Origin of the sequence: Mesorhizobium sp. Root554 (assembly GCF_001427025.1) — a bacterium.
Classification (GTDB): Bacteria; Pseudomonadota; Alphaproteobacteria; order Rhizobiales; family Rhizobiaceae; genus Mesorhizobium.
In genome coordinates this window covers 2,062,949-2,086,290 of record NZ_LMGA01000001.1, presented here as the reverse complement: position 1 = coordinate 2,086,290, position 23,342 = coordinate 2,062,949, and the positions used below count along the sequence as shown (strand labels likewise).

Annotated in this window: 20 protein-coding genes; 12 read left to right on the top strand and 8 right to left on the bottom strand. The window is 64.7% G+C overall.

Annotated features, from left to right (window positions below; genetic code table 11):
• Window positions 1–5 precede the first annotated feature (5 nt).
• Entirely contained in the window at window positions 6–1,817 is a 1,812-nt protein-coding gene (locus tag ASD44_RS10160; RefSeq protein WP_056111231.1) for a DUF1217 domain-containing protein, read from the bottom strand.
• 142 nt (window positions 1,818–1,959) lie between these two features.
• Here ASD44_RS10160 and motA point away from each other — a divergent pair, with 142 nt between their 5' ends.
• The 6 genes from motA to ASD44_RS10130 are packed head-to-tail and all read left to right on the top strand — an operon-like array spanning window position 1,960 to window position 6,805.
• Complete coding sequence (gene motA, locus ASD44_RS10155; RefSeq protein WP_056111228.1) at window positions 1,960–2,841, top strand: flagellar motor stator protein MotA; 882 nt, start codon at window positions 1,960–1,962, stop codon at window positions 2,839–2,841.
• A 35-nt stretch (window positions 2,842–2,876) separates the two neighbouring features.
• A complete protein-coding gene (locus ASD44_RS10150; RefSeq protein WP_056111225.1) occupies window positions 2,877–3,806 on the top strand; it encodes a FliM/FliN family flagellar motor switch protein in 930 nt (309 codons plus the stop codon).
• Window positions 3,807–3,830: 24 nt separating this feature from the next.
• Window positions 3,831–4,214 (top strand): flagellar motor switch protein FliN, encoded by a 384-nt coding sequence (gene fliN / locus ASD44_RS10145; RefSeq protein ID WP_056111222.1) that lies wholly within the window; start codon window positions 3,831–3,833, stop codon window positions 4,212–4,214.
• Between the two features lie 43 nt (window positions 4,215–4,257).
• Window positions 4,258–5,271 carry a flagellar motor switch protein FliG gene (locus ASD44_RS10140; RefSeq protein WP_056111220.1) on the top strand — a complete coding sequence of 338 codons (1,014 nt, stop codon included), beginning with the start codon at window positions 4,258–4,260 and terminating at the stop codon, window positions 5,269–5,271.
• Between the two features lie 23 nt (window positions 5,272–5,294).
• Window positions 5,295–6,377, top strand: coding sequence for a flagellar biosynthesis protein FlhB (gene flhB, locus ASD44_RS10135; RefSeq protein ID WP_056111217.1), 1,083 nt, complete (start codon window positions 5,295–5,297; stop codon window positions 6,375–6,377).
• Complete coding sequence (locus ASD44_RS10130; protein WP_056111214.1) at window positions 6,374–6,805, top strand: hypothetical protein; 432 nt, start codon at window positions 6,374–6,376, stop codon at window positions 6,803–6,805. Before flhB ends, ASD44_RS10130 begins: the two co-directional genes overlap by 4 nt.
• A 33-nt stretch (window positions 6,806–6,838) precedes the next feature.
• Here ASD44_RS10130 and ASD44_RS10125 read toward each other — a convergent pair whose 3' ends face one another.
• Window positions 6,839–7,609, bottom strand: coding sequence for a helix-turn-helix transcriptional regulator (locus tag ASD44_RS10125; RefSeq protein ID WP_056111211.1), 771 nt, complete (start codon window positions 7,607–7,609; stop codon window positions 6,839–6,841).
• The gene (locus ASD44_RS10120) at window positions 7,606–8,340 is read right to left on the bottom strand and encodes a helix-turn-helix transcriptional regulator (protein ID WP_056115860.1); all 735 of its coding nucleotides are present in this window, start codon (window positions 8,338–8,340) and stop codon (window positions 7,606–7,608) included. Before ASD44_RS10120 ends, ASD44_RS10125 begins: the two co-directional genes overlap by 4 nt.
• Before the next feature lie 460 nt (window positions 8,341–8,800).
• Here ASD44_RS10120 and ASD44_RS10115 point away from each other — a divergent pair, with 460 nt between their 5' ends.
• The 6 genes from ASD44_RS10115 to ASD44_RS10090 all read left to right on the top strand — a co-directional run bounded on the left by ASD44_RS10115 (window position 8,801) and on the right by ASD44_RS10090 (window position 15,502).
• The gene (locus ASD44_RS10115) at window positions 8,801–9,997 is read left to right on the top strand and encodes an acyl-CoA dehydrogenase (protein WP_056111208.1); all 1,197 of its coding nucleotides are present in this window, start codon (window positions 8,801–8,803) and stop codon (window positions 9,995–9,997) included.
• Between the two features lie 70 nt (window positions 9,998–10,067).
• Window positions 10,068–11,156: a DNA topoisomerase IB gene (locus ASD44_RS10110; protein ID WP_056111205.1), complete on the top strand. Its 1,089-nt coding sequence runs from the start codon at window positions 10,068–10,070 to the stop codon at window positions 11,154–11,156.
• Between the two features lie 108 nt (window positions 11,157–11,264).
• Complete coding sequence (locus ASD44_RS10105; RefSeq protein WP_056115858.1) at window positions 11,265–11,630, top strand: YciI family protein; 366 nt, start codon at window positions 11,265–11,267, stop codon at window positions 11,628–11,630.
• Between the two features lie 33 nt (window positions 11,631–11,663).
• Window positions 11,664–12,935: an RNA polymerase sigma factor gene (locus ASD44_RS10100; protein WP_056111202.1), complete on the top strand. Its 1,272-nt coding sequence runs from the start codon at window positions 11,664–11,666 to the stop codon at window positions 12,933–12,935.
• A gap of 169 nt (window positions 12,936–13,104) precedes the next feature.
• The gene (locus ASD44_RS10095; RefSeq protein WP_056111199.1) at window positions 13,105–13,488 is read left to right on the top strand and encodes a hypothetical protein; all 384 of its coding nucleotides are present in this window, start codon (window positions 13,105–13,107) and stop codon (window positions 13,486–13,488) included.
• A 499-nt stretch (window positions 13,489–13,987) separates the two neighbouring features.
• Window positions 13,988–15,502: an aldehyde dehydrogenase family protein gene (locus ASD44_RS10090; RefSeq protein WP_056115856.1), complete on the top strand. Its 1,515-nt coding sequence runs from the start codon at window positions 13,988–13,990 to the stop codon at window positions 15,500–15,502.
• 101 nt (window positions 15,503–15,603) lie between these two features.
• On the opposite strand, the gene ASD44_RS10085 is transcribed toward ASD44_RS10090, so the two are convergent.
• Genes ASD44_RS10085 through kdpA form a run of 5 tightly spaced genes read right to left on the bottom strand, consistent with a single transcriptional unit; the run spans window position 15,604 to window position 23,329 of the window.
• Entirely contained in the window at window positions 15,604–16,290 is a 687-nt protein-coding gene (locus ASD44_RS10085) for a response regulator (RefSeq protein WP_056111194.1), read from the bottom strand.
• On the bottom strand, window positions 16,287–18,983 hold the full coding sequence (locus tag ASD44_RS10080) for a sensor histidine kinase KdpD (RefSeq protein ID WP_056111191.1): 2,697 nt from the start codon (window positions 18,981–18,983) through the stop codon (window positions 16,287–16,289). The genes ASD44_RS10085 and ASD44_RS10080 overlap by 4 nt, the downstream gene beginning before the upstream one ends.
• A gap of 6 nt (window positions 18,984–18,989) precedes the next feature.
• Window positions 18,990–19,559, bottom strand: coding sequence for a potassium-transporting ATPase subunit KdpC (gene kdpC / locus ASD44_RS10075; RefSeq protein ID WP_056111188.1), 570 nt, complete (start codon window positions 19,557–19,559; stop codon window positions 18,990–18,992).
• Window positions 19,560–19,561: 2 nt separating this feature from the next.
• Complete coding sequence (gene kdpB / locus ASD44_RS10070; RefSeq protein WP_056111186.1) at window positions 19,562–21,610, bottom strand: potassium-transporting ATPase subunit KdpB; 2,049 nt, start codon at window positions 21,608–21,610, stop codon at window positions 19,562–19,564.
• Window positions 21,611–21,619: 9 nt separating this feature from the next.
• Window positions 21,620–23,329 carry a potassium-transporting ATPase subunit KdpA gene (kdpA, locus tag ASD44_RS10065; protein ID WP_056111183.1) on the bottom strand — a complete coding sequence of 570 codons (1,710 nt, stop codon included), beginning with the start codon at window positions 23,327–23,329 and terminating at the stop codon, window positions 21,620–21,622.
• Window positions 23,330–23,342 lie beyond the last annotated feature (13 nt).

The following is a 23,342-nucleotide window of genomic DNA, read 5'->3' as shown; positions in this document are numbered from 1 at the left end:
GGAGATCAGAACCTCAACTGCTGCATGGCCATAAGGAGGTCGGTGGAGACACCGATCGTGGTCGGCTGGGAGAACAGCACGCTGACCGATGTCTGCGCCGTGGATGTCGGGTTCTGGATCTCGTAGAGGCTGGTGAAGCGGGTCATGAACTCACCGAGTTTTTCGGGATCGGCGAAATCGGGGATGTCCATCTTTGATTCGAACAGCTTGACCTGCTTGTCGATATCGGCGCTGGCGAAGGAGTCCGACAGGCCGAAGGCGGTGCGGATCACGGTTGCCAGCGCCTTGTCGGCCAGCACTTCGTACCAGTTGGTCAGGGCGGGGGCCTTGCGCTCGAAGTAGAGCGCCAGCCGCACGCCTTCATTGGTCTTGCCGGCGTCCTCTTCCAGCGTCTGGCGCATGTATTTGTCGACGACGGGCTGGTGGCTGGCCTGATAGGTGGTGGCGTCCTCGCCATAGGCCTCGAAGTTGAAGGCGGCCGCGAGGCCCGCATAGGCCTTGTTGGCAAGCTTGTTGGCGACGCTTTCCGGGTCGCGGATGCCGCCTTCCAGCACGCTGCGAATCAGTTTCGGGTCCTGCTTGCCCGGATCGAGCCCATAGCTCGACAGGACGTAATTGTAGAGCCGCTTGTCGGCGAAGAGATCGTCGATCGATTTCACGTCGCCGACATGGGCGAGATAGTAGCTGGTTTCGGCCGCGACGTAGTCGTCGCCCGGCTTGATCAGGCCGAGCGACGATTTCGCCGTGTAAAGCCTGGTCGTGTCCTTCAGGACACTGTCCTGGCTGGTCGCCTGATCGCCAAACTCGGCGAAGTTGAAGGCGGCGGCGAACTCGGCATAGCTCTTGTCGGCGAGCTGGTTGGCCGGGCTCAACGGATCGCTGACCCCGCCCTCCAGCATCTTGCGGATCGTCTTCGGCGTCTCGGTCGAGGCGTCGAGGCCATAGGTGGCCATGGCGTAGGTCAGCAGGCGCTTGTTGGCGAGCAGGTCGGTGACGTTCCTGACCTTGCCGATATTGGCCAGGAAATAGTCCGTCTCGCCTTTGATGTACTCGGCGCTGGGCTTGATCAGGCCCATGCCGGTGGCGTTGACATAATTTTTCGGAACGCCGTCCTGGACCTCGGTGCGGGAGGTGGTGTCCGCGCCGTGCTGGGCGAAATCGAAGATCGTCACGAACGCCGCATAGCGCTTGTCGGCGAGCTGGTTGGCAGGGCTTTGCGGATCGCTGACGCCGCCTTCCAGCATCTGCCGCACCGTGGCCGCCGGCTCCGTCTCGGAATCGAGTCCGAATGTCGCCATGGCATAATCGAGAAGCCGCGGATCGTTCAACAGATCGTCGACCGACTTCACATTGCCGATGTTGGAGATGTAGTAGCTCGTCTCGGCTTCGGTGAAGGCGAAGCTCTCCTTCACCACGCCGAGATCGACCTGCAGGGCATAGTTCTTCGGCACGTCGGTCTGGGCGCCGTTATAGGTGGTGGCCGCGTCGCCCAGCTTGGCGAAATTGAAGGCCTTGACGAATTCGGCGTAGCGCTTGTCGGTCAGCTTGTTGGCGAAGCTGTCGGGATCGGTGACGCCTTCCTTCAGTGCCTTCACCATGAAAGCCTTGGCATAGGACATGTCGCCCAGCCCGAAGGCATTCATGGCGTATTTGAAAAGCCGGTCGTTCTTGACGAACTCGTCGATGCTTTTGACGTTGCCGATATTGGCCAGATAGTACTCGGTCTCGCGTTCGACGACGGGCTGGCTGCCGATCCGGTCGAGGGATTTCGGAATATCCCTGGCGATGAGCTGATAGCTCGCATAGGTGCTCAACAAGACGTGCCTCCGGCCGAAGCTAGACCATCACACTACTCCAGCTTCCTTGCGCGAAACTGAATCGGGGTTCGCCTGCGATTCAAGCCTCACACAAGGCACGAAGCGTATTCGTGCTTGAGATGTGAAGTCGGAAGGAATTTGCGTGGGCATTCTGATCGGACTCGTGGTGACGCTGGGCTGCGTGCTGGGTGGCTTCATGGCCATGGGCGGACACCTGCAGGTGCTGATGCAGCCCTGGGAAGCGGTCATCATCTGCGGCGCGGCGCTCGGAACCTTCCTGGTGGCCAATCCGATGAAAACCGTGAAGGACACCGGCAAGGGCATCATGGAGGCCTTCAAGCAGGCGGTGCCGAAGGAGCAGGACTATCTCGAAACGCTCGGCGTGCTGCACAGCCTGATGCGCGAACTGCGCACCAAATCGCGCAGCGAAGTCGAGGCCCATATCGACAACCCGGAAGAATCGGCGATCTTCCAGGCTTTCCCCACCGTGCTGAAGAACCACGATTTGACGCATTTCATCTGCGACTACTGCCGCATCATCATCATCGGCAATGCCCGTCCGCATGAGATCGAGGCGCTGATGGACGAGGAAATCCAGACCATCCGCGCCGACAAGATGAAGGCCTATCATGCGCTCGTCACCGTCGGCGACGGCCTGCCGGCGCTCGGCATTGTCGCGGCCGTGCTCGGCGTGGTGAAGGCCATGGGCGCGCTCGACCAGTCGCCCGAAATCCTCGGCGGCCTGATCGGCGCCGCGCTGGTTGGCACCTTCCTCGGCATCTTCCTTTCGTATGCCGTGGTCGGTCCCATCGCCACCAAGATCAAGACGGTGCGCGACAAGAAGAACCGCCTCTACGTGATCGTGAAGCAGACGCTGCTCGCCTACATGAACGGTTCGCTGCCCCAGGTGGCGATCGAGTTCGGGCGCAAGACGATTTCCTCGCATGACCGTCCCTCCATCGATGCCGTTGAACAAAGCACGATGAACACCGGCTCGGCCTCGGGCGAAAAGAAGGCCGCCTGACGGATGTCGCGATCCTCCAGCCGAAAGCCGCAAGCATGAGTAGCCCCGGCAACCCGGCGGAGGCGCGCGCGCTCATCATCGAGCGCCTGGTCGGCGAAAGCGGCGACGCCTCCGACGTGACGGGGGCGGCGCAGTCCCTCGCGGAGCGGGTTCTGCCGCTGCTGCAAAAGAGCCTGGCCGAAGGAATTGGAACGGCTGTCGCCGTCGATCTTTCGGCCGTCGAGGTTTCCCGCGTGGCGGACGCCCGGGCCCGGGCGGGCGAATCCTTCGCGATGACGGTGGTCGCCTCGCCATCCTCGCCAGACACGCTGACTATCGTCATGGACGCTCAGGCGATCGCCGTCATGGTGTGCCTGCTGTTCGGCGGCGATGCGGACATGCCCGCCGCACCCATCAATCGCGACCTGTCGTCCATCGAAACGGAGGTCGCGACGCTGTTGTTCCAGCAGATCGCCGAGGCTTTCAACGGCTCCGGTTCGCGCGGGCTGAACCTACGTCTGCCGGTGCCCGCGGCCCTGTCCGGGGCCGAGGCGCAGCGGCGCGTCCTGCGCGACGGTCCGGCGGCCCGCATCGTCTTTTCCCTGTCGACGCCGGCGGACAGCGGCACCATTGCCGTGACGGTTCCGCAGCGGGTGCTTCTGGCCGAGCGCGGCAACGATTCGGGTGCCGAGGCATCCACGAGTTCCACCTGGCGGCAGCGCTTTTCCGAGGAAGTGATGCGCTCGGCGGTGACGCTCGAGGCGACAATGCCTTTGGCCACGCTGACGCTCGGGCAGCTCGCCGGGCTGGAGGCGGGACAGGTGATCGAGATCGAGGAAACGGCGCAATCGCAGGCGCGGCTTTCGAGCCGCAACAAGACGCTGTTCGTCTGCGAATTCGGCAAGCTCGGGCAAAACTACACGGTCCGCATCAAGCATCCGTTCGACGCGGGCCAGGATTTTATCGACGGGCTCGTGCCGCATTGAGCGGCAGCCCTCCGGAGACGACGCATGACCAAGACCAACGCAGAGCCGGCTCTCGATGTCCAGGAAGAGCAACTCGACCGCGCCATCGAGGAATTGCGCGGCGTGCTGCGCGACGAGGAGAAGCGGCCGGACGTTCCGTTCCGCGATTCCGCCTCGCTCAACACCGGCGTCATCATGAACATACCGGTCGAGGTGCAGATCGTTCTCGGCAGCGCCCAGATGCCGGTGTCCGACCTGATGGCGCTGCAGAAGGGTTCAACGGTGGCGCTGGACCGGCGCATCGGCGAGCCGGTCGACGTGATCGTCAACGGCCGCAAGATCGCGCGCGGCGAGATCACCGTGCTGGAGAGCGATCCGTCGCGCTTTGGCATAAGGCTGACCGAAGTCACCGCCGGGAAGAACGATTGATGATGCGGCCAGCCGCCAGCGACCGGCAGGAAGGGACAAGAGCATGACGGCGCCGGTGACCCTGACGCGCGCGCAGAAAGCCGCCGCCATCCTGGTCGCGATGGGCAAGCCTTCCGCGAGCCGGCTGCTGAAATTCTTCAAGCAGGAGGAATTGAAGGCGCTCATCGAGGCCGCGCGGCTGTTGCGCACCATCCCGCAAAGCGACCTCGAGCGGATCGTGGCGGAATTCGAGGCCGAATTCACCGAAGGCGCCGGGCTGCTCGATTCCGCCGACAAGATGGATACGATCCTGGAATCGCTTTCGCCCGAGGAAGTCAGCGAGATCATGAATGGACGGCAGGTCGAAACGGCGCCGGAAGGACCGCCGCCGATCTGGCCGGAGCTCGAGAAGCTCGAACCTTCACGGCTCGGCCGTTTCCTGGCGGGCGAGCATCCGCAGACGTCGGCCATGGTTTTGTCGAAGCTGGCGCCGCAGGCGACCGCCAGCGTCCTGCTGACCATCGACAAACCGCTGCGTGGCGAAATCATGAAGCGGATGCTGACGCTTTCGACGGTGCCGGAAACGGCGACCCGCATCGTCGAGAACCAGTTGCGCACCAAGGTGCTGGCCGAGACGTCTTCGAAGGACACGTCGGCCGGACAGGCGCGCCTCGCCAGCGTCCTCAATGAGATGGACAAGGGCCAGCTCGACGAAGTGATGGACGACCTCGCCGCCGCCGGCACCCCCGATCTCGACGGGGTGCGCGCGCGCATCTTCAGTTTCGACGATATTCCGCTGCTGACGCAGAAGGCCCGCGTACAGATTTTCGACGGCTTGTCGACCGAGGTGGTGACGCTCGCCCTGCGCGGCGCGCCGCCGGCCCTGACCGAAGCAGTGCTGTCCTCCATCGGCGCGCGCGCACGGCGCATGATCGAGTCCGAGCTGAGCTCGGGTTCGGAAAATGTCGCGGCCGCGGACATAGCGCAGGCGCGCAAGACCGTCGCCACGACGACCATCCGGCTGGCGCGCGAAGGCGGGTTCGACCTTCCGGCGGCCCAGACCGCCGATGCCGCCTGATATCGTGATCGGCTGACCGCACCATGGCCGACGCGGTCGACAAGGATTCCAAAACAGAAGAAGCGACCGAGAAGAAAATCCGCGACACGGTCGAGGAAGGCAAGCTGCCGCACTCGAAGGAAGCGGCGATCTTCACATCCTTCGTCGCCATCCTGCTTTTCACCGTCTTCTACGCCAAGGACGCCGTGACGAACCTCGGCGTTTTCCTGGCGACCTTTCTGGAAAAGCCCGAAGCGTGGCCGATGGACACCGAGACCGATGTCATCACGCTTTACAAGGTGGTGCTGGCCGAGATCGGCCATGCCGTGACCAGCCTGCTCGTCCTGCTCGTCGTTGCCGGCGTCATTGCCTCCGTTTTCCAGAACCTGCCGCAGTTCGTCGCCGAGCGGATTCGGCCGCAAGCCTCGCGCATCTCGATCAGCCAGGGCTGGAAGCGGATATTCGGCGTCCAGGGCTTCGTGGAGTTCATCAAATCGCTGGCCAAACTCGGCTTCGCCATTCTGGTCCTGGTGTTCGCCCTGTCGGAAGATCACCAGCAATTGCTGGCAGGCATGATCACCAACCCGTTCGAGTTCGGGACCGTGATCCGTTCGATGGCTGTCGATATCCTCGTCGCCGTGGTGATGGTGATGGCCGCCATCGCCGCCGCCGACTTCATCTGGTCGCGCTTCCACTGGAAGCAGGATCTGCGGATGAGCAAGCAGGAGGTGAAGGACGAGCTGAAGCAGTCCGAAGGCGACCCGATCATCAAGTCGCGGCTGCGTTCGCTGGCGCGCGACCGGGCGCGGCGCCGGATGATGACGAACGTGCCCAAGGCGACGCTTGTGATCGCCAACCCGACGCACTTTTCCATCGCGCTCAAATATGTCCGCGACGAGGATTCGGCGCCCGTCGTGCTCGCCAAGGGACAGGACCTCGTCGCGCTCAAGATCCGCGAAATCGCCCGCGAAAACAACATTCCGATCTTCGAGGACGTGGCGCTTGCCCGCTCCATGTACAAGCAAGTTTCGGTCGATAGTGTCATCCCATCGCAATTCTACGAGGCCGTCGCCGAACTGGTGCGGGTCATCTACGCAAACAAAACGCAACGCCGACAGGTGTCATGAACCGCCAGCCGCACGCTCTCTCACGCGAAGCCATCGTCGCCGACGCCATCGAACAGGTGGTGCGCGAACTGCGGCTGATCGATGTCGCCGACTACATCGCGTTCATCCGGCTGGAGCATTTCGCCTGCCTGTCCGATCTGGTCGAATCGGCCAGCGAGCTGTTCTTCATGCCGGGAACGCTGCGGCTCGGCCATGGCGGTGAAGCCTATGTGGACTGGAGCGGCGCACCGCGCATCGTGCTCGACCTCGAACTCAGGCTGCCGGGCGTGACCGTTTACTTCCAGTTGACGCTGACCGAGCACGAGGCATCGGTGGTGATGAACTATGTTTCATTCCAGACGCCGCAGGACGATCCGGACGTGAACACGGCGCTGCTGAGCCGGGTGCTCGACGAAGCCAGGATCCGCCGCACCGAAAAGATCGGGTAGATACGCGCCTTCGGAAGTTTCAGACGGCTCTGCCTATTCGATCAGTCCAAGCCTCAACGCCTTCGCGACCGCCTGCATGCGGTTCACGGCGTTCAATTTCTGGGTGGACTGGGTCAGGTACTGGTTGGCGGTGTGCACCGACAGCTTCAGGACGCGCGCTATGTCTTCGCTGGTGCAACCGCTGGCGGTCAGCTTCAGGCATTCGAGCTCGCGCTTCGACATGGCCTTTATACGGCCGGCGTCACCCGGCCTGATGCGCGCCACGGCGGTGAAAAGCGAAAAGCAGCGCGCGTGGATTTCGTAGAGCGCATCCTGCGGCAGCGAAATTTGTGTGCCGGTGAAAACGATCAGGCCGCATTGCCCGCGCTCCGCCTGCACCGGGAAGGCAATTCCACCTGTGCCGGGCACCAATGCATCGGTCGGTTCCGCCCAGTGGAGATGCCGAAACACCGCGTCGGAGCCGGGCATGCCGTCGTCGGCCCACCATCTGGGCTGGGTGGAGGCGCGGCAGTGCCGGACCATGTCTTCGCCGGTCGCGCCCGACAGGAATTTCGAAGCGACGGACACACCCGGATAGTCGGAATCGAAACACGGCACCAGCCGCGGGCGCTCGGGCGAGGGGCTGGCGAAATAGAGGCCGAAACCGGTCGCGTTCAGATCGACGGCAATCCATCGGCAGCGACGGACGGCGTCGGGAATCGATACGGGATGATGCGTTTCGGAACCGATTGAAAATGCGCCGAAAGGGTTGCGGTGCTGGTCGAAAAGCGCTTCCGCGGCCTGCCTGACTTGTGCGTGTTTCAAATGATGCCGCTCCTGATCGCCGTCGCGATGGCCATCGCCCGGTTCGAGGCCGAGAATTTCTGGATGGCGTGGGTGATGTAGCTGTTGACCGTGTTGGACGACACGCCGAGGATCACCGCAACCTCGTCGGTGGTCTTGCCCTCCGACACCCAGAACAGGCATTCGCGCTCACGGTCCGACAGCGGGTCCTGCATGGTGGCCGCGGCGAGAAGCTGCGGGATCTGGGAAAGTGCATAACAGCACTTCATCTGCGCCTTCATCAATCCGGGCTGGTCGATGCTGCCGGTTTGGGCGCTTGAGAACAGGCCGAAAAGACGTTGCCGGCCGATATCGAGCCGCAACGAGTAAATCTCGGCATGGCCGAGGACTTCGAGCAGTTTCGCTTCTTCACGGTTGATCAGCGTGCCGGCGTCCGGGGATTGCGACGCCACGAAAGGGCGAGGACGCACGCCAGGGGGCGTCGCCAGCGGTCCCTGGGCGAACGCCGCGATGAGCTTCTTGCCGGCCAGCTCGACAGCATCGAAAATCCAGTTCGACGCGAGGATGCGGGCTTCGCTGCGCACGCCGTCATGGACTGTGGCCAGCAGCATATAGCTGTCGGCCCCGATTTCGGCGGCAAGCTGCATCAGGAAGGTGGTGAGGTCGCCCCGGGACGCCAGGCGCGACGCCACCGTTTCCGATGGACCGGGTGAAGGGATATTGGGTGAGGGAAGCGGAGCGGAATCGATCATTTCATCTTGAAGGCTGGAATCGATGCTCATGCCCGGCGCTAAAACGGCGCCGAACGCGAAACGCGTCACTTCACTTAGGAACACACGGCGCTGAACTGCGCCTTTGAACGGACGAATCCGTAAGGGAAACGCGAAGCCGGCCGCGCCTTGCACCCGGGAAAAGCCGGGTCATCGGACTTTTGCTGGTTCGCCGAGCCCCCCAAGGACCGGCTGATTCGGGTCTAATCTATCCCCAGAAGAATCCGACATCAAACGGGAATTGACAAAAAACGAATCTGCGGACTCGCAGCGACTCAGGAGCCACTATTTTCCGCGTTTTTCCAGCCGCTTCAGCCGCGAGGAAATGGCCGCCGCCGCCTGGCGTCCTTCGCTCAAACGATAGGCCAACAGGCAATTTCGTTTGATTTTTGCCGCCTTCCGACGGATAAGCCGCCAATCCCCAATCGCGAGGAGGCGGGTCATGGCCGGCGACAAAAACGCATTCGTCTGGAACGATCCTTTCCTGTTGGAAGACCAGTTGTCGGAAGACGAACGGATGATGCGCGACGCCGCGGCGTCGTTCGCCGCCGACAAACTGGCGCCGCGCATCGAAGCCGCCTACGCCGAGGAAAAGACCGATCCGGCGATCTTCCGCGAGATGGGCGAGGCAGGACTGCTCGGCGTGACGGTGCCGGAGGAATATGGCGGTCTTGGCAGCAGCTACGTCACCTATGGGCTGATCGCACGCGAAGTGGAGCGGGTGGATTCAGGCTACCGCTCGATGATGAGCGTGCAGTCGTCGCTGGTGATGTACCCGATCCACGCCTACGGCTCGGAGGAGCAACGCAGGAAGTATCTGCCGAAGCTGGCCTCGGGCGAATGGATCGGCTGCTTCGGCCTGACCGAACCGGATGCCGGTTCCGATCCCGGCGGCATGAAGACGCGCGCCGAGAAGACGGCGGGCGGCTACCGTATTTCCGGTTCGAAGATGTGGATTTCCAACGCGCCGATCGCCGATGTGTTCGTCGTCTGGGCCAAGCTCAAGAGCGAGGACGGCAAGGACGACATCCGTGGCTTCGTGCTCGAAAAGGGCATGAAGGGGCTCACGGCGCCGAAGATCGACGGCAAGCTGTCGCTCAGGGCCTCGATCACCGGCGAGATCGTCATGCAGGGCGTCGAGGTCGGGGCCGACGCGCTGCTGCCGAATGTCAGAGGCTTGTCCGGTCCGTTCGGCTGCCTCAACCGCGCGCGCTACGGCATCTCCTGGGGGGCGATGGGCGCGGCGGAGGATTGCTGGCATCGGGCGCGGCAGTATGGCCTCGACCGCAAGCAGTTCAACAAGCCACTTGCCGGCACGCAGCTTTACCAGAAGAAGCTTGCCGACATGCAGACGGAGATCGCCCTCGGGCTGCAGGGGTCGCTGCGGGTCGGGCGGCTGATGGACGAAGGCAAAATGGCGCCGGAGATGATCTCGCTCGTCAAGCGCAACAATTGCGGCAAGGCGCTCGATATCGCCCGCCAGGCCCGCGACATGCATGGCGGCAACGGCATCCAGATCGGCTATCACGTCATGCGCCATGCGCAGAACCTCGAGACCGTCAACACCTATGAAGGCACGCACGATGTGCATGCGCTCATCCTCGGGCGGGCGCAGACCGGACTGCAGGCGTTTTTCTAAGTTCTCCTGACCGCACGGAACCGGCGGCGCTTTCGAGGATTATCGGGGAGATTTGCACCCCGGAGACACCATGCTCGACAAGACCCGTGCCAAGGCCGCTCCGGCAGCCAATGCCGGCCGAACAAACGGCGGCGAGGCTGCGGCCGAGCGGGCATCGCTCACCTATGTCAGCGACACCGAGCCCGGCATTCGCCGCAAGGGCTCGCCCAAGCGGTTCTACTATGTCGACGCCAGGGGAAAGCACCTCGGCGAGGGCCGCGACCTCAAGCGGATCCGCGCGCTGGCGATCCCGCCTGCCTGGACGGATGTGTGGATATCGCCCTCTGCCAATGGCCACATCCAGGCCACCGGCCGCGACCTGCGCGGTCGCAAGCAATATCGCTATCATGCCGATTGGGCGGCCGAACGCGACGGCGCCAAATTCTCCAGCCTCGTCGCCTTCGCCGAAGCGTTGCCGGCTTTGCGCGAGCGCATCGACGCCGATCTGCGCCGCCACGGCCTGCCGCTGGAGCGGGTCGTCGCCTCGGTCGTCTGGCTTTTGGAAAATTCGATGATCCGGGTCGGCAACGCCGCCTATGCCCGCGACAACAAGAGCTTCGGCCTGACGACGCTGCGTGACCGCCATGTCGATATAACGGGCTCCAGCCTGCGGTTTTCGTTCAAGGGCAAGTCCGGCCAGGAGTGGAAGCTGAAGCTCACCGACCGCCGCATCGCCGGCGTCGTCCGCGGCGCGCAGGACCTGCCCGGGCAGAAGCTGTTCCAATACCTGGATGAGGACGGTGAGCGTCGCCCGGTGCGGTCGGACGACGTCAACCGCTATATCCGCGAAGCCGCCGGCGAAGCGTTCAGCTCCAAGCATTTCCGCACCTGGGGCGGCACCATCAACGCCGCCAAGCTTTTCGCGCAGACGGAGCTTCCCGAAAGCGAGGCGCAAAGGAAGCGGGTCGTGAATGCCGTCATCGACAAGGTGGCGGAGCGCCTCGGCAATACGAGGACCGTCTGCCGCCAATGCTACATCCATCCCGCCGTGATCGAGTCCTGGCTGGAAGGCAGGCTGCTGGACGAAATGACCGCCGCCAACAAGCGCAAGCGCGCCATCGCCGGGCTGGACGAGGAGGAGACGCTGGTGCTCAACTGGCTGAAGGCGCGGCAGGGCTGACATCGCCGTTCTTGGGCAGCAGCCGCTTTTAGCCGGGCCGACATTTTTATCGGCGCATTGTCGGGATATATGTCTCTCTTTCGTCCTATGACCACAGAAAGGGAAACCATGCTCTACGCCGTTCTCTGCTACGCCTCCGAAGATGTCGTCTGCGCCTGGAGCAAGGAGCAGGACGACGCCGTAATGGCGAAGCTTTCCGAGGTGCAGGATAAATATGCCAGGGCCGGCAAGCTCGGCCCGGTGGCGCGGCTCTTGCCGACCACGGCGGCGACGACGCTGCGCAAGGTCAAGGGCGAGTCAGTCATCTTCGACGGGCCGTTCGCCGAGACCAAGGAACAGTTCCTCGGCTTCTACACCATCGATTGCGCGAATCTCGACGAGGCCGTGGATTTCGCCAAGGAGCTTTCCGAGGTGAATCCGAGCGGCGGTTCCTATGAAATCCGGCCGGTGGGCATCATCAATCCAACGGGCTAGCATAATTTTCAGGCAGGCTAGAAAGCTCCCTCCATGACCGACCCGAACTGGATCGCCTCGACCATCAGCGCCGCCCGCCCGCAGGCGATGGGCGCGCTGCTGCGCTACTTCCGTGATCTCGACACGGCCGAGGAGGCTTTCCAGGATGCATGCCTGCGCGCCATCAAGAACTGGCCGCAGAACGGCCCGCCGCGCGATCCGGCGGCGTGGCTGATCTTCGTCGGCCGCAACAGCGGCATCGACGCGGTGCGCAAGCGCAGCAAGCAGGCGCCGATGCCGGAGGAAGACCAGGTCTCCGATCTGGAAGACGCCGAAAGCGACATGGCCGAACGGCTCGATGGCGCGCATTACCGCGACGACATCTTGCGGCTGCTGTTCATCTGCTGCCACCCGGACCTGCCGCAGACGCAGCAGATCGCGCTGGCGCTGCGCATCGTGTCCGGCCTTTCGGTGAAGCAGATCGCCCGTGCCTTCCTCGTCGGCGAAAGCGCCATGGAACAGCGCATTACCCGCGCCAAGGCGCGCGTCGCCGATGGCAGCGTTCCGTTCGAAACGCCGGGGCCTGTCGAACGCTCGGAGCGACTTGCGGCGGTCGCGGCGATGATCTACCTCGTCTTCAATGAGGGCTATTCCAGCAACAGCGGCGAAGCGCAGGCGCGCGCGCCGCTGTGCGAGGAGGCGATCCGGCTGGCGCGGCTTTTGCTGCGGCTCTTCCAGGCGGAGCCTGAAATCATGGGGCTGGCGGCGCTTATGCTGCTGCAGCATGCGCGCGCTCCGGCCCGCTTCGACGCCAATGGCGAGATCGTGCTGCTGGAAGACCAGGACCGCTCGTTGTGGCGCTCCAAGATGATCGAAGAAGGGCTGGCGCTGGTCGACAAGGGCCTGCGGCACCGCAAGCCCGGCCCCTATCAGGTGCAGGCGGCGATCGCGGCGCTGCATGCCCGCGCGGCGAAAGCCGAGGATACGGACTGGCAGGAAATCGACCTGCTCTATGGGTTGCTCGAACAGATGCAGCCATCGCCGGTCATCACGCTCAACCGGGCGGTCGCGGTCTCCAAGGTGCGCGGCGCGGAAGCGGCGCTGGCGATGGTCGAGCCGCTGGAAGACAAGCTGGCGGGGTATTTTCATTTCCATGGCCTGCGCGGCGGCCTGCTCATGCAACTCGGCCGGGCCGACGAAGCGCGGGAAGCCTTCGACCGCGCCATCGCGCTGGCCAACACGGCTGCCGAGGCGGCACACATCCGCACGCATATCGACCGGCTGATGAAGGAAGGCGCGCAGCGCACCATCGGCAAGGCTGGATGAGGCGATAACCCTCCCCCTTGTGGGGAGGGTGAGATCGCACCGGCCTCGTTTCGCCGGGGATGACGAAGGTGATGGCGCGCTTCGGGACGACGAAACGACATTCCGCGCAAAATTTTTGTCCCCACCCTAGGAAGCTCATCAATACTTGGCCCGCCAACAGGAGGCCGGAATGGAAGAGTGGGAGATGGATGGGAGCCGCGGGGTGCTGGAAAGCATCGCGATGCTGCTGTTCTCCCTCGCCGGGCTGGCCGAGCTTGCCGCCGGTCTTCCCGTTCTTCGCCGCCGGCATGTTCTGGGCATTCTCAGCGTCGGTGAGGCGGAGGCGCATACCTTTCTCATCGGCGCCGGTACGCCGATCTCGGCCGCGGAGCAGGATACGGCCCGCGATGCTTTGCGTCTCGCGGCGCGTTTGCGCGCGCTCGCGCTGCTGCTCGTCCTTCTCCTTTCAAGACGGTTCGTGATTCCCGGCATCGCCGGTCCGCGCGCCGACCGGGGCAGGCCTGTCGGGCCGGCGGGCGGCCGGGCGACGTTGTCCGTGCCTGACACGTCTTGAGGAAGGGCCGGCGGTGCGAGGCCCGCGCCCGCTTGCCGGCGTCGTGGCTTCTCATCCTGTTGTGCGAGCGAAGCGAGCCTCGAAAAAGACAATGGCCAGACGGCGGACAATCCGGGCGTGGCGAGGCGGAGGCGCGCGCGACGGTCGACCTCCTCCTTGTGGGGAGGTCGCGCCGCAGGCGCGGTGGATCAACGATGATCGGGAGCACCCCCACCCCGTCTCACAATCTTCGCTTCGCTGCGGCTGCTCGCCGACCCTCCTCACAAAGGGGAGGGTGGAGCGCCGCGCCCTTCGACCTGCTCTCCCCGGGATGACGAAAGTGCGTTGCTGGCGCGGAAGCCGTGCCCTGCCGGGATGTGACGACCGCTGGTTCAATCCACGGCCTGCCGGCTTGGACCATGTTCGGGTGGCGAAATCGATCCGGACGGGGTATCCCATCCTGAAAGGCGACGTGATGCGCGACAGCCGGAGCACCGCCGGCCATCCAGAGGAATTTGACATGACCATTGCCACTGAAACGGCCGACCTGCTTGCGAAACTCGGCGTGGACAAGGCGACGCTTTCGGGCGGCGACATGGACGTCCACAGCCCGGTAACGGGCGAGAAGATCGCGGCGCTGAAGTCGATCTCGGCCGCCGAGGCCGGCAAGGCGATCGACGCCGCGCACGAGGCCTTCAAGGCGTGGCGGCTGGTGCCGGGGCCGCGTCGTGGCGAACTGGTGCGGCTGCTCGGCGAGGAACTGCGCGCGCACAAGGCCGAGCTCGGACGGCTGGTGTCGATCGAGGTTGGAAAAATCCCGTCCGAAGGGTTGGGCGAAGTGCAGGAGATGATCGACATCTGCGACTTCGCCGTCGGCCTTTCCCGCCAGCTCTACGGCCTGACCATCGCCACCGAGCGCCCCGGCCACCGCATGATGGAGACCTGGCATCCGCTGGGCGTCATCGGCGTCATCTCGGCCTTCAACTTCCCGGTCGCCGTCTGGTCGTGGAACGCTGCGCTGGCGCTGGTCTGCGGCGACGCGGTGGTGTGGAAGCCGTCGGAGAAGACGCCGTTGACGGCGCTCGCCTGCGAAGCCATCTTCAAGCGCGCGGTCAAGCGGTTCGGCGCCGACGCGCCCGACAATCTCGCCCCGGTGCTGATCGGCGACCGCGCGGTCGGCGAAGTGCTGGTCGACCATCCAAGGGTGCCGCTGGTGTCCGCCACGGGCTCCACCCGCATGGGCCGTGAGGTCGGCCCGCGGCTCGCAAAACGTTTCGCCCGCGCGGTGCTGGAACTGGGCGGCAACAATGCGGGCATCGTCTGCCCGTCGGCCGATCTCGACATGGCGTTGCGCGCCATCGCCTTCGGCGCCATGGGCACCGCCGGCCAGCGCTGCACGACGCTGCGGCGGCTGTTCGTGCATGACAGCGTCTACGACCAGATCGTGCCGCGCCTGAAGAAGGCCTATGGGAGCGTTTCGGTCGGCAATCCGCTGGAAACATCGTCGCTGGTGGGGCCGCTGATCGACAAGGCTGCGTTCGAGAATATGCAGAAGGCGCTGAAGGAAGCCGTTGCCCATGGCGGCAAGGTGACTGGCGGCGCGCGTGCGGAGAACGGTCACAAGGATGCCTATTATGTGCATCCGGCGCTGGTCGAGATGCCGAAGCAGGTGTCGCCGGTGACGGAAGAAACCTTCGCGCCGATCCTCTACGTGATGAAATACAGCGATTTCGACGAGGCGCTGGAACTGCACAATGCGGTGGGCGCCGGCCTGTCATCCTCGATCTTCACCCGCGATTTGCAGGAGTCCGAGCGTTTCCTCGGCGTTGACGGTTCGGACTGCGGCATCGCCAACGTCAATATCGGCACGTCGGGCGCGGAAATCGGCGGCGCGTTCGGCGGCGAGAAGGAGACCGGCGGCGGCCGCGAGAGCGGCTCCGACGCCTGGAAGGCCTATATGCGCCGCGCCACCAACACGGTGAACTATTCCAAGGCGCTGCCGCTGGCGCAGGGCGTGTCGTTCGATATCGACTGAAGCACGTCGCGTCAAAAATGGATTCAGGTGACGTGCTTTAAGTCTTTGTTTTTATGCATGTCGTTTTCCCAAAACCGCTGCGCACTTTTGGGCGACATGCATTAGTCGAGCAGGAAGCGGTAGCCGACGCCCGGCTCCGTGACGATGATCTTCGGATCGGCGGGGTCGCGCTCGATCTTGGCGCGGAGATGGCCGATGAAGACGCGCAGATAGTGCATGTCGTCGGCATGCGCCGGTCCCCAGACCGATGTCAGCAGCGTCTTGTGGGTGACGACGCGCCCGGCATGGCGCGCCAGCAGGATCAGCAGGTCGTACTCCTTCGGCGTCAGCTTGAGCGCCGCGCCGTCGCGCTCGACGATGCGCCTGACGGTGTCGATGGTCAGGTCGTCGACGCCGATCGTCGTCAGCCCGCCTTCTGCCTTGACACGGTGGCGTAGCGCGCTGCGCATCCTTGCGGTCAGTTCGCCGATGCCGAAGGGTTTTTCGACATAGTCGTCGGCGCCGAGATCGAGGGCGGCGATCTTCTCGGTCTCGTTGTCGCGGGCCGACAGGATGATGATCGGAACCTGCGACCAGGCCCGCAGGCGCGAGATGACATCCTTGCCGTCCATGTCGGGCAGGCCGAGATCGAGGATGACCAGCGCCGGCGCCGCGGTGACAGCTGCCTTCAGCGCCTCGGCTCCGGTCGTCGCCTCGACCACGTCGTATCCTGCGGCTTCGAGCGCCAGCCGCAGGAAGCGCCGAATGCGTGGCTCGTCATCGACCACCAGGATGCGATCCATGCTCAAATGGTCTCCATGGCGGTCTCGTCCGTTTCCGCAGCGGGAAAGCGCAGAGTGACCCGGGTGCCGCGTTTGCGTACCGCCGGGCTCTCGGCCTTGATCGTTCCACCCATGGCTTCGACGAAACCCCTGGCGATTGCAAGGCCCAGGCCGGTGCCGGGCACACGTCCGTCCGGCTTGCCGCGGCGGAAGAATTTTTCGAAGATGTGGTCGAGGTCCTTTGCCGCAATGCCCTTGCCGAGATCGGTGACGGATATGACCACCTCCTGCGCCTCGCTGCGGGCGAAGATGCTGATCGGTTCGGCGCCAGCATATTTGACCGAGTTATCGACCAGATTGAACAGCACCTGTCCGAGCAGCACGCTGTCGCCGCGGATCAGCGGCAGGTCGGCGGCAATGCTTCGCTCGATGGCGCGGTCGGGAAAATAGCGGGCGGCGCGCTGCAGCGTTGCGTTGATGACATCGGCGACATCGACCCAGTCGCGCTGCGGATCGACCGAGCCCGCTTCGATCTTGGTCATGTCGAGAAGATTGGCGACGAAGCGGGTCAGCCGGTCGCTTTCCTCCTCGATGGAGGTCAGGAGGGCGGCGCGGTTGGCAGGCTTCATCTTGCTGCCCAGTTCCCGCAGCGTGGAGACGGCGCCGGTGATCGTCGCCAGCGGCGTCTTGAGGTCGTGGGAGATCGAGGACAGCAGCGCCGAGCGGAACCGTTCGCCTTCGAGCCGCGCGGCGTGGTCGAGGCTTTCCCTGGAAAGGCGCGCGCGGTCGATGGCGATGGCGGTCTGATCGAGGATGGCGCCCACCACTTTCTCCTCGCCCGCCTCGAGAGACTGGCCGGAAAGACGGAAACCGATCACGGCGGCGACGCCTGCGGGCGCGCCCAGCGGGCGGAACTGGAAGGGGCTGTTGGGCAGCGTGCCGGTGCCGTTGCCGGCGGGCTCACCCTTGTCCATTGCCCAGCGGGCGGCGGTGAAATCGGTCACGTCGAGGTCGGCGTCGGGAGGCCACGCGGCGGCCAGCGTCAAATCTCCAGCCGCAGTCGAAAGCAGGACGACGTCGCGCTTCAGCGACGCCTGCATCTGGGTGACCGCCGCCCAGGTGACGTCGTCGGCATTGACTGTACCGGAGAGTTTTCGCGAGAAGTCATAAAGCGCCTGGGTCGATGTGGCGCGCTTGCTTGCGGTCGTCGCCTGCTCGCTGACGCGTGAAGCCAGGCCGCCAGCGATCAGCGCTGCGATGATGAAGATCAGCAGGCCGAAGACCTCGTGCGGCGAGGCGATGGTGAATGTGCCGAGCGGCTGGATGAAGAAGAAATTGTAGGCCAGAGCCGAAAGGATCGCCGCCACAAGGGCCGCGGTGTAGCCGCCATAGACCGCGGACAGGAGAACGCCCAGAAGATAGAGCAGCGACACGTTGGGCAGGTTGATGAAGCGCTCGATGGTGAGGCCGAGCCAGGTGGCCGCGGCAACCAGAATGGCGGGCAGGCCGATTTCCAGCCTGGCGTTGTTGAACCTGATCCAATCCGTGCGGTGTGGAAGCCAGGAACGGCTTGGGTTCGGCTCGTCGCCGGTGACAATATGGATGCCGACGCCGGAAACCTTTTCGATCAGCGCGTCGGTCAGGGATTTGTGCAGCAGGCTGGCGAGGAAGGACTGGCGGCGACCGCCGATAACGATCTGCGTGACATGTTCGCGCCTCGCCGTCTTCAGGATCTCCTCGACGAAGTCCCGCCCGGTGATCCTGCGTGTCTCGGCCCCCAGGCTCTCGGCCAGCTTGAAGGTCGCCTCCAGCCGCTGCACCGAAGCGGGCGAGGGCGGCGAACGGTCGGCGCGCTCGGTTGTGACAACGAGCCACGGTGCGTTCAGCCCGGACGCCAGACGCGCCGCCGTGCGAACGACTTTTTCCGACAGGGCGTCCGGCCCTACGCAGACCAGCAGCCGCTCGGCGGTTCGCCACGGGCCTTCGATGGCGTTCTGGCGCAGATAGTCCACCATCTGGTCATCGACGCGGTCGGCTGTGCGCCGCAGCGCCATTTCGCGCAGCGCCGTCAGATTGCCGAGGCGAAAGAAGCTGTCGGCGGCGCGCCGGGCGTTTTCCGGCAGGTAGACCTTGCCATCCTTCAGCCGCTGGATCAGCTCGGCCGGTGCGAGATCGACGAGAAGCACATCGTCGGCGCGCTGGAGCACGGTGTCCGGCACCCGCTCGCGCACCTGCACGCCGGTGATCTGGGCGACGACGTCCGACAGGCTTTCGAGGTGCTGGACGTTGATCGCCGACCAGACGTCGATACCGGCGGCAAGCAGTTCCTCGACATCCTGATAGCGCTTCGGATGGCGGCTGTCCGGCGCGTTCGTGTGCGCAAGCTCATCGACGACCATGATGCGCGGCCGCCGCGCCAGGGCTGCGTCGAGATCGAATTCCTCGATCGCGTGGCCCTCATGGTCGATCCTCCGGCGGGGGAGGATTTCAAGGCCGTCGAGGAGGGACGACGTTTCGCCGCGGCCGTGCGTCTCCACAAGGCCGATGACGATATCGATCCCCTCGTCGCGCAGCCGGCGGGCGCGGGACAGCATGGCGTAGGTCTTGCCGACGCCGGGCGCCGCCCCCAGGAAAAGCGTCAGCTTGCCCCGCCCGTTGCCGCCGGCGAGCGCCAGCAGGGCATCGGGGTCGGGACGGGCGTCTGCGTTTCTTTCCGCCATGCGCGATCAGGATTTCAGTTGGTCAAGCGCCAGATTGAGCCGCAACACGTTGACACGCGGCTCGCCGACAATAGCCGCCAACCTGCCTTCGGTGAAGCTGTCCACCAACGCGGATACTTCCGCATCGGACAAACCGCGGGCCTTGGCGACGCGCGCCGCCTGCGCCCTGGCGAATTGTGGCGAGATGTGCGGATCGAGACCGGAGCCGGAGGCCGTCGCGGCATCCGCGGCGACCGGCGATGCGACGCCGCTGGCCTTCAGGCGCTCGACATCGGCCTGAACCCGTTTTGCAAGCGCCGCCGAAGTCGGACCGAGATTGGAGCCGGTGGAAGCGACGGCATTGTAGGGCGTGTCAGCGGTGACGGAAGGACGCGGCCAGAAGTAGCGGTCGGACGCGAAGTTCTGGCCGATGAGCGCGGAGCCGATGACGGTGTCGCCGTTGCGGATGAGGCTGCCATTGGCCTGCGCCGGAAAGGCGAGTTGCCCGATGCCGGTAACGGCCAGCGGATAGGCGAGCCCGGTCAACAGGATGAACAGGACCGTCAGGACGAGTGCGGGACGAATGTAAGTGAGCATGATCACACCAGATGAAGCGCCGAGACGGCGATGTCGATGAGTTTGATGCCGGCGAAGGGCAGGACGAGCCCGCCCAGGCCATAGACCAGCAGGTTGCGACGCAAGAGGGCGGCGGCGCCGACCGGGCGGTAGGTCACGCCCTTCAGGGCGAGCGGAATCAGCGCGATGATGATCAGCGCGTTGAAGATGACCGCCGACAGGATCGCGGATTGCGGCGAGGCGAGGCCCATGATGTTGAGCGCAGCGAGCGCCGGATAGGTGGTGACGAACAGCGCCGGGATGATGGCGAAATATTTCGCCACGTCGTTGGCGATGGAGAAGGTCGTCAGCGAGCCGCGCGTCATCAGGAGCTGCTTGCCGATCTCGACGATCTCGATCAGCTTGGTCGGGCTGGAGTCGAGGTCGACCATGTTGGCAGCCTCGCGCGCGGCCTGCGTGCCGGATTGCATGGCGACGCCAACATCGGCCTGGGCAAGGGCCGGCGCATCGTTGGTGCCGTCGCCGCACATGGCGATCAGGCGGCCGCCTTCCTGCTCCTTGCGGATATAAGCGAGCTTCTGCTCCGGCTTGGCCTCGGCGAGGAAATCGTCCACGCCGGCTTCCGAAGCGATGGCCGCGGCGGTCACCGGGTTGTCGCCGGTGACCATGACGGTGCGGATGCCCATGGCGCGCAGCGCGGCGAAGCGTTCCTTGATGTCCGGTTTGACGATATCCTTCAGGTGGATGACGCCGAGCAGGCGGCTGCCGTCCACGACAGCCAGCGGCGTGCCGCCGGTGCGGGCCACCTGATCGACCGCGCGCCGGAATTCGTCCGGTGCGTCGCCGCCGGCAATGCCAGCGAATTTCAGCGCCGCGTCGACCGCGCCCTTGCGGATGCGCCGGCCATTCAGGTCAACGCCCGATAGCCTTGTCTCCGCAGCGAAAGGCACGACCGTCTCGATGCTGCTCTGCTCTGGTGCCTTGCAGCCGAAATCCCCGGTCGCCAGCGCCACGATGGAACGCCCCTCCGGCGTATCGTCACCCATGCTGGCGAGCAGAGCCGTCTCGGCAAGATCGGACGGCGAGACGCCGTCGACCGGCAGGAAGTCGCTGGCCATGCGGTTGCCGAAGGTGATGGTGCCGGTCTTGTCGAGCAGCAGCGTGTCGACGTCGCCCGCCGCTTCCACGGCGCGGCCGGATGTTGCGATGACGTTGAAGCGCACCAGCCGGTCCATGCCGGCGATGCCGATGGCCGAGAGAAGACCGCCGATGGTGGTGGGGATCAGCGTGACCAGGAGGGCCGCCAGCACCACGACGGTCAGCACCGTGCCGGAATAGCCGGCCAGTCCCCACAGCGTGACAACGGCGATCAGGAAGATAAGCGTCAGTCCCGACAGGAGAATGGACAGCGCGATCTCGTTCGGCGTCTTCTGCCGCTCGGCGCCCTCGATGAGGGCGATCATGCGGTCGACGAAGCTCGAGCCCGGCGCCACGGTGATGCGGATCTTCAGCCAGTCGGACAGCACCTGCGTGCCGCCGGTGACGGCCGAGCGGTCGCCGCCGGATTCGCGGATCACCGGCGCCGACTCGCCGGTGATGGCGCTTTCGTTGACCGAGGCCACGCCTTCGACGACTTCGCCGTCGCCGGGGATCAGTTCTCCGGCCTCGACGATGACCATATCGCCGATCTTCAAGGCGGTCGCATCGACCTCGACGGCTTCGATGCCGTCCGGCTTGAGAAGCTTGCGCGCCATCAGTTGCGACTTGGCGCGGCGCAGGCTTTCGGCCTGGGCCTTGCCGCGTCCCTCCGCCACGGCTTCCGCGAAGGTGGCGAACAGGACTGTGAACCAGAGCCAGACCGCGATCTGGCCGGAGAAGAAGGCTTCGCTGTCGCGGATCAGCACATCGCGCAGGAAGAACAGCGTCACCAACGCCGCCACGGCTTCAGTGACGAAGATCACCGGGTTGCGCATGAGCTGACGCGGGTCGAGCTTGAGGAAGGCCTGACGGACCGCCGGCAACAGGATCGCCGGGTCGAAAAGGCTGTGGGCCATTGCGGGTGACTTGGACATGATGAGACCTCAGAACGTCTGGCCGGCCAGCATCGCGAAATGCTCGACGATGGGACCAAGGGCCAGGGCCGGGAAGAACTGCAGGCCGCCCAGGATCAGGATGATGCCGATGAGCAGGCCGACAAACAGCGGCGTGTGGGTGGGGAAGGTGCCGGCGGAAGCGGGGACGCGCGTCTTGGCCGCCAGTGAGCCGGCAATCGCCAGCACCGGCACGACGTAGGCGAAGCGTCCCAGCAACATGGCGATACCCAGCGTGGAATTGTACCAGGCGGTGTTGGCCGAGAGGCCGCCAAAGGCCGAGCCGTTGTTGCCGGCCGCGGACGTGTAGGCATAGAGAATTTCCGAAAGCCCGTGCGGTCCGCCGGTTCCGATGCTTGCGACGGCCACGGGTAGCATGGCCGCGATCGCGGTGAAGCCCAGGATGGCCAGCGGCAGGATGAGCACAGCCAGCATGGCGAATTTCATCTCGCGGCTTTCGATCTTCTTGCCGAGCAGTTCCGGCGTGCGGCCAACCATCAGGCCGGCAACGAAGACGGTCAGGATGGCGAAGACGACCATGCCGTAGAGGCCCGAGCCGACGCCGCCGGGCAGGACCTCTCCGAGCTGGATGAGGAACATCGGAACCAGTCCGCCAAGCCCGGTGAACGAGCCATGCATGCCGTTGACGCCGCCGTCGGAGAGGCCGGTGGTCACAGCGGCGTAGGCCGCGGTCATGGCCTGGCCGAAACGGACCTCCTTGCCTTCCATGTTGCCGAGCGCCGGATCGACGCCAAGCGCATGGATGATGGGGTTTCCGTAACTCTCGGCCCAGTAGATGGTGGCTGTGCCGGCGAGCAGCAAAATTGCGGTTACGGCGAGAAACGCCCAGCCCTGGCGGCGGTCGCCGACCATCTGGCCGAAGGCGTAGACGAGCGCGGCCGACACACCCAGCATGGCTACGATGTTTAGATAATTCGACAGCGCGGTGGCATTCTCGAACGGGTGCGCGGCATTGACGTTGAAGAAGCCGCCGCCATTGGTGCCGAGCTGCTTGATGGCTTCCTGGCTGGCGACGGGACCCAGCGCGATGGTCTGCTGCGCACCTTCCATGGTTGTCGCGGTAACCGATGCGTCCAGCGTCTGCGGCAGGCCCATCGCCACGAAGGCGACAGCGACCACGATCGCCAGGGGTAGCAGCACATAGAGCGTGGCGCGGGTCAGATCGACCCAGAAATTGCCGACAGTCCTCGCGCCGGAACGGGCAAAGGCGCGGGTCACGGCGAGCGCCATGGCGATGCCGGCTGCCGCCGACACGAAATTCTGCACCGTCAGCCCGGCCATCTGGCTGAAATGGCTGAGCGTTGTTTCGCCGCCGTAGGACTGCCAGTTGGTGTTGGTGACGAAGCTGACCGCCGTGTTGAAGGCGAGGTCCGGCGTCATGCCGGCGAAGCCCTGCGGGTTCAGCGGGAGATAGGATTGCAGGCGCAGGATCGCGTAGAGCGCGATGAAACCCGCTATCGAAAAGGCCAGCATGGACAGGGCGTAGGCCGGCCAGCTCTGTTCGCTTTTGGCGTCGACGCCGGCGGCACGGTAAAAGCCGCGCTCGACGGGTTCGAGCACGGGAGACAGGAGGGTGCGGCGTTCGGAAAAAACCGACGCCATATACAGGCCGAGCGGTTTGACCAGAGCCGCAACGATCAAAAACAGGAGGCCGATCTGCAGCCAGCCGACAAGTGTCATGGGAATTGCTCCA

Bases quoted from the DNA above. Each gene is read 5' to 3' on its own strand.
- ASD44_RS10150 (WP_056111225.1), top strand. From the start codon at position 2,877: ATGAGTAGCCCCGGCAACCCGGCGGAGGCGCGCGCGCTCATCATCGAG.
- fliN (WP_056111222.1), top strand. From the start codon at position 3,831: ATGACCAAGACCAACGCAGAGCCGGCTCTCGATGTCCAGGAAGAGCAA.
- ASD44_RS10140 (WP_056111220.1), top strand. From the start codon at position 4,258: ATGACGGCGCCGGTGACCCTGACGCGCGCGCAGAAAGCCGCCGCCATC.
- flhB (WP_056111217.1), top strand. From the start codon at position 5,295: ATGGCCGACGCGGTCGACAAGGATTCCAAAACAGAAGAAGCGACCGAG.
- ASD44_RS10130 (WP_056111214.1), top strand. From the start codon at position 6,374: ATGAACCGCCAGCCGCACGCTCTCTCACGCGAAGCCATCGTCGCCGAC.
- ASD44_RS10120 (WP_056115860.1), bottom strand. From the start codon at position 8,340: ATGATCGATTCCGCTCCGCTTCCCTCACCCAATATCCCTTCACCCGGT.
- ASD44_RS10115 (WP_056111208.1), top strand. From the start codon at position 8,801: ATGGCCGGCGACAAAAACGCATTCGTCTGGAACGATCCTTTCCTGTTG.
- ASD44_RS10110 (WP_056111205.1), top strand. From the start codon at position 10,068: ATGCTCGACAAGACCCGTGCCAAGGCCGCTCCGGCAGCCAATGCCGGC.
- ASD44_RS10105 (WP_056115858.1), top strand. From the start codon at position 11,265: ATGCTCTACGCCGTTCTCTGCTACGCCTCCGAAGATGTCGTCTGCGCC.
- ASD44_RS10100 (WP_056111202.1), top strand. From the start codon at position 11,664: ATGACCGACCCGAACTGGATCGCCTCGACCATCAGCGCCGCCCGCCCG.
- ASD44_RS10095 (WP_056111199.1), top strand. From the start codon at position 13,105: ATGGAAGAGTGGGAGATGGATGGGAGCCGCGGGGTGCTGGAAAGCATC.
- ASD44_RS10090 (WP_056115856.1), top strand. From the start codon at position 13,988: ATGACCATTGCCACTGAAACGGCCGACCTGCTTGCGAAACTCGGCGTG.
- ASD44_RS10080 (WP_056111191.1), bottom strand. From the start codon at position 18,983: ATGGCGGAAAGAAACGCAGACGCCCGTCCCGACCCCGATGCCCTGCTG.
- kdpC (WP_056111188.1), bottom strand. From the start codon at position 19,559: ATGCTCACTTACATTCGTCCCGCACTCGTCCTGACGGTCCTGTTCATC.
- kdpB (WP_056111186.1), bottom strand. From the start codon at position 21,610: ATGTCCAAGTCACCCGCAATGGCCCACAGCCTTTTCGACCCGGCGATC.
- kdpA (WP_056111183.1), bottom strand. From the start codon at position 23,329: ATGACACTTGTCGGCTGGCTGCAGATCGGCCTCCTGTTTTTGATCGTT.